The organism is Frankia sp. CoWAU3 (genome assembly GCF_977971855.1).
This window is the reverse complement of record NZ_CDWWXB010000030.1, coordinates 8,146-13,570: the sequence shown is the minus strand read 5'-3', so window position 1 is coordinate 13,570 and position 5,425 is coordinate 8,146. Positions and strand designations below refer to the sequence as shown.

General features: G+C 73.9%; 4 protein-coding genes. 1 reads left to right on the top strand and 3 read right to left on the bottom strand.

The window, feature by feature from the left end:
* The coding region (hypB, locus tag AC08ON_RS05175) for a hydrogenase nickel incorporation protein HypB (RefSeq protein ID WP_476616541.1) at positions 1-850 on the top strand (850 nt) is incomplete at its 5' end.
* Positions 851-1,127: 277 nt separating this feature from the next.
* Here the strand turns inward: hypB and AC08ON_RS05170 are convergent.
* From AC08ON_RS05170 to AC08ON_RS05160, 3 genes are all read right to left on the bottom strand, one after another.
* Complete coding sequence (locus AC08ON_RS05170; RefSeq protein WP_476606602.1) at positions 1,128-1,349, bottom strand: hypothetical protein; 222 nt, start codon at positions 1,347-1,349, stop codon at positions 1,128-1,130.
* 203 nt (positions 1,350-1,552) lie between these two features.
* Positions 1,553-2,857 (bottom strand): TIGR02679 family protein, encoded by a 1,305-nt coding sequence (locus AC08ON_RS05165; RefSeq protein WP_476606603.1) that lies wholly within the window; start codon positions 2,855-2,857, stop codon positions 1,553-1,555.
* A partial coding sequence (locus tag AC08ON_RS05160) for a TIGR02680 family protein (protein WP_476616540.1) occupies positions 2,854-5,425 on the bottom strand: 2,572 nt, incomplete at its 5' end. The genes AC08ON_RS05160 and AC08ON_RS05165, both read right to left, overlap by 4 nt.

The following is a 5,425-nucleotide window of genomic DNA, read 5'->3' as shown; positions in this document are numbered from 1 at the left end:
GGGTGGGGCGCCGCACGAGTACTCGGGTCCGCACCCACCGGCCGGGGTGTCCGTCGGGGACCATTCCGGCTATGGCACCGGGCCCGAACGGGTCGAGGTCCTCGAGCGGATCCTCGGGGAGAACGAGCGGGTCGCGCTGGCGAACCGGGCCGCCTTCGACGCCGTCGGCGTCACGGTGGTGAACCTGATGTCCGCTCCCGGCGCCGGTAAGACCACCCTGCTGGTCGAGACGCTGCGCCGTCTCGGCCCGCAGCTGCGGGTCGGGATCATCGAGGGCGACATCGAGACCAGCATCGACGCCGACCGCCTCGACGGGCTCGGCGCGGCGATCGCCCTGATCAACACCGGTAACGGGTTCGGCGGGGAGTGCCACCTGGACGCGCCCATGGTCGCCTCGGCGCTGGGCCGGTTGCCCCTGCGCGACCTCGATCTCGTCGTTATCGAGAACGTCGGCAACCTGGTGTGCCCCGCCGAGTTCGAGGTCGGGGAGGACCTGCGCGCGATGGTGTTTGCCGTCACCGAGGGCGAGGAGAAGCCCCTCAAGTACCCGGTCATGTTCCGCTCGGCCGACCTGGTGCTCGTCAACAAGACGGACCTGCTTCCCCACCTCGACTTCGACCTTGAGGCGTTCCGGAAGAACCTCGCCGACGTCAACCCGGGCGTGGCCATGCTGGAGGTCAGCGCCCGTACCGGCCAGGGGGTCGACGCCTGGTGCGCGTGGCTGCGCGCCCTACCCGGACAGCGCCCGGAGCCTACGATCGGCGGGGCCGCGCTCGATGACGACGGGGATCCAGCGCGGGCGGGCGCTCGACGGCGGGCGTCTGGAAGGCGGCGGTCTCGACGTCCGTGACCACGACATCGATGATCTCGACATCAGACAGCCCGAAGTCGGGTGCCTGGAAGAGGCGGATCGTCAGAGGCGGGGGCTCCTGCCGCGGCAGAGACCGCGGCGGCTCCGACGCGGAGAAGAGGGGGATCGAGGCGGTGGCGATGAGATGTCTCGCTTTCGGGGTGGGGCTGCCGAGTGGAACGAGGGGTAGGACGTCAGAGCGGTGACAGGCTTCTCCGTGGGACCTTCCGCCGCCTACGTGGTGTCTTCGGGTTCCGCGAATCGAAGCCTCATGGCGTCAGAGACGGGACGTCTTGCTGAACGGGCTCAGAATGCGTTCCTGCTGGGAACCGAAATCGACGAGGACGGCGACTTCTGCTTCGACCCCGGTTACCTGGCCGAGACCGTACATGTCGTGGGTGACCCGGTCTCCTACGGCGAACCGCTTGCACGGCGGGGTGACCGGGGCCTTGAAGGGGCTGGTGGACAGACGGGGCCTGGGTACCGCTGACTTGGTCATCGCCTCCAGTCTGCGCCTGCCGCACCGGGCGCCGCTGGTCGTCGTTGACGAAGACCAGCCGGTCACCGCTGCTCTCACCGGCCATGGCGCCCGGACGAGCGAGGTTGCCGACCTGCTGCCCGCGTGTGTCGCCGGGACTCTACCGGCCGCACCCTTGAGCGCCTGGCCTTTATCTACCGAGTGTTACAGAGTGTTGTCGAGTGTTACCAGGCCTGTGGGGCGCCGAGGTCGTCGATCAGCTCGGCGAGGACGAGTTCCTCGTCCACTCTGATCGCATGGTGTTCCAGCGCGGGGCGCAGGTCGGGGTCCCAGGCCGCGTCGACCGGCCGGCCAGCCAGCTCGCCGCCGGTCACCGTGGTCAGCGCGGCCTGATAGGACCGGGCGTCGAAACGCCATGGCCGCCAGCCGATCCGTTCCCGCAGGCCGTTGGCGATGCGGATGCCGCCCCAGTCGAAGTCGCCGTGGTAGGCGAACCGCGCGCCCTGGCCGGCGAGCGCCGCGAGCAGGCCGATGACGGCGGCCGACGGCTGGCCGTTCACGCACACCAGCGGCGGGGTGCGGCCCGCCAGCTCGTCGGCGGCGCTGGCCAGCACGATCGGATTCGTGCACAGGTACACCACTCCGAGGCCCACGCCGAGGTCGCCGCGGTCCTGGCCCGGGCCGACCTGGCGCAGAGTGAGCACGCAGGGCTCCCCCACCTCGCGACAGATGGCCAGGATCCGGCCGGTCGGGCTGTCCGCCCCGCCCGGCAGACCCAGGCAGAGCACCGTGGACGACAGTTCGTCACGGTGTACCCCGACAGCGGCCCACGCGGCGCGACGGCCCGCGGCCGAGCCGTCACCCGCAGGGTGGGATCCGCCCAGTACCCGGGCCGCCGCCAGGGCCAGCGTCGCCAGCGGCCGGCCGTCGTCGAGCGCGTGCGCGTCGCCGGTGCTGGTGGCGGCCAGCCGGCCCAGCGCCACGCCGGGTGAGGGCAACGCGTCGAGCACCCGGACCAGGTCGGCGGCCAGCGGCATCGCCGCGTCCGGGGTGCCAGTCAGCCGGCGCAGCAGGCCGGTGCTGTCCAGCCAGGACCGCCAGGGGGTGAGCTCGGGGCGCCGGGCGAGAAGGTCGTCCAGGGGCTGGTGCGCCTGCGCCCAGGCCCGTGACTGCGCCGCGGCCAGCTCCGCCCGCTCCGTGACATCCCCGGTGAGCTGGCGGACGGCGGCGGCGAGTCCGTCCGGCGCGGCGCCGCTGGACCGCAGCACCGCGTCGACCTCGTCCAACGACACGGACAGCGAGGCGCCGGTGCCGGCCCGGCGGCCCAGCAGCCGCTCGACCCCCCGCCGCTGGTCCGCGCTGGCCCGGCCGAGGGTGACTGTCCCGGTGAGCGGCCGGCCCAGCTCGATCCTGCGCCGTACCCGGTCGAGCAGCCATGCCGTGTGCTCACCGCCCAGCAGACGACGCAGCTGTTCCACATCGCGGGCGGCTTCCACATCGCGGGCGGCCCCGGTCGACGCCGCGCTCACTCGAACGGTAGGGGCTCGGTGTTGTCACCCTGCGCCGGACGGAGCGGCTGGGGCCGGTCGGGCCGCTCGGGTTGCTCGGGTTGGTAGGGCACCGGCCGGTCGACGCGGGTGCGCTCGTGCCCGTCCCACCGCCACGGCGTGACGAGCACGGCATCGATGCCGTCCCGGCGGGACAGCTGCGCGATCGCCAGGCCGGGGACCTGCGGGTAGCAGCCCCACTCGCGCTCGCTGGTCATCACCACATCGAGGTCGAACGCGGCGAGCAGGCCCAGGCACTTGGCCCGCGAGTCGTCGTCCACCCCGGCGAACGCCTCGTCCAGGGCGACCAGGCGGGGTGCGTGCCGGTTGCCGGAGGAGTCGTAGAACGACGAGGCGGCCGCGAACAGCGGCACCGACGCCGCGAGCACCCGCTCACCACCGGACGCCGGACCGCTCGCCGGCCGCCACTGACCGTCCTGGAACCGCTGCACAGCGAACTCGTGCCAGTCGCGGTAGTCCAGGGCACGGGTCAACTGCTCGGCCCATCCGCCGGTGGTGTCCGCGCTGTGCTCCCGGTTGATCTCCTCCTGGAGGAACGCGCCGACGGCGGTCCGCTCGGCGGGGCTCCAGGCGTCGGCCGTCTGCCGCAGCAACCGGTCGCGCACCGCGCCGAGCCCCTCGGGGGCGCTGCGCGCGACCCGCCACTGCAACCGCAGCCGCATGCCGGTCGACGTGGGCCGCTGCGCGAGGTCCGTGTTGATCCGGCGAACCTGGCTCTCGGCGTCGCTGATCAGTTCCTGCAAGGCGCCGGCCACCTCGTTCACGAGGTGGTTCTCCAGGATCTCGCGTTCCTTCGCGGACAGCAGCATCGCCCGCTGCCCGGTCTCCGTCTCCAACGCGGCGACCAGGGCCGGGATGTCCTGCTTGCGGCCCTGGAACAGGACGTCGACCACGATCACGCCGTCGGAGACGACCATCCCGACCGAGTGGCCGTGCCGGGACAGCGCGTCGGTGAGAACCTTGTGCTCGGCCGACACCCGCTGCTGCGCCAGCTCCCACCGGCGGTCGGTGTCGTCGACGTCGTCGAGGGCAGCGTTGACCGCCCGGGCGAGCGTGATCGCGGGGTACGGTGCCCAGCCGGCAGCCGGGTCCGGGATCTCCAGGTCCGGGACGGCGACCGCGAGCAGGCCGGTGGCCGCGAACGCCCGGAGCCTCGCGACAGCCGCCTCGCGTTCGGCCGCGGCGGTGGTGATCGCCTCCCGCAACGTCTCACGCCGGCCGTGAGCCCGGCCCCGGGCGTCGAGCGCATCCCGTTCGGCGGCCCGCGACTGCTTCTCCTGCTGCCCGCACCGGTCGAGTTCGGTGTCGACGGCGGCCAGTTTGCGGAACAGTTCGTCGACGGCGGCGCCGGCCGTCTCGACCAGGACCCGGTGACGTTCGGCGGCCGCGTCGGCCTGCGTCTGCGCCTCGGCGACCGCCTCGGCCGTCTGTTCCTGGCGTTCCAGCGCGAGGGTGAGTTCGTGTTCCGCCTCGGTCGCCGCGCGGCGGGACCGGTCCAGCGATTCCGCCGCCGGCCACAGCGCGGCCAGCTCCGCCCGGTAGTCACCCAGGGCGTCCCGGACGTCGGCCAGCGCGGCCGGCTCCGCGGGCAGGCGCACGTCGCCGGCGAACTCCTCGGCCGCCGCCCGCGCCTCACCCGCGGCCTGCTGTCGGCGGGCCGCGACAGCGGCCGCCTCCTGGTGCTGGGCGTCGATCCGCCGCTTGGCCTTGTGCTCCGTGGCCAGCTGCGCGTGCGCCTCGCGCAGGTCGCCGTCGGAGGGCCGGGCCCCGTGCTCGGCGGCCAGCGAGAGCTGCCGGTCGGCCAGCTCCGCGGCGGCCGCGGCCAGCTCTTCGAACCGTAGCTCGATCCGGGTCGCATCGGCGCGCAGGTGGTCGAGCCGGACCCGCCTGGCCGCCTCGCGGGCACCCTCACCGATGTAGCCGGCGGTTTCCTTGCGCCAACCGCCGGTCAGGACCCCGTTACCGAACCGGCCGTCCACGGTGACCCAGGTCTCGGTGTCCGAGGTCTCGGTGGCCGCCGGCCCGTGGACCAGGGAGCCGCCGGCCGGGCCGGGCCCGCCGCGCAGGCCGATCGTCGCGAGGACGGCGGCGACCGCGGTGTCGCTCAGCCGGGCCGCGTGTGCGTCGTCGCGGTCGATCGCCGGCGTGAGCACCGCGGCCAGCCCACCCCCCGGCGCAGGCCGCCCGGGCGTGACCAGAACGTCGTCGCTGACGGGGTTGTGCAGCCGCCCGTCCGGGCCGACCCAGGCGTCGAGGATCCCGGCGGCCTCCAGCGCCGCCTCGATTCCGGCTCGGTGCTCGTCGGGCACGCCGTCGACGAAGTCGACGACCTTCCACAGCGGGGCGCCGTCCCGGCCGTCCCGCCCGTGCTCGTCGCGGGTGTGCGGGGCCGGCGGCGAGTCGTGGCCACCGGCCGCCAGCCGCTCGATCTCCTCGGCGAGCCGTTCGAGTTCCCGCCGGGCGGCCGTCTGCTCGCCGTCGAGGACGGCCTGCCGGCGCCCGAGGTCGGCGGTGGCCAGCCGCGCCGCC

Bases quoted from the DNA above. Each gene is read 5' to 3' on its own strand.
- AC08ON_RS05170 (WP_476606602.1), bottom strand. From the start codon at position 1,349: ATGACCAAGTCAGCGGTACCCAGGCCCCGTCTGTCCACCAGCCCCTTC.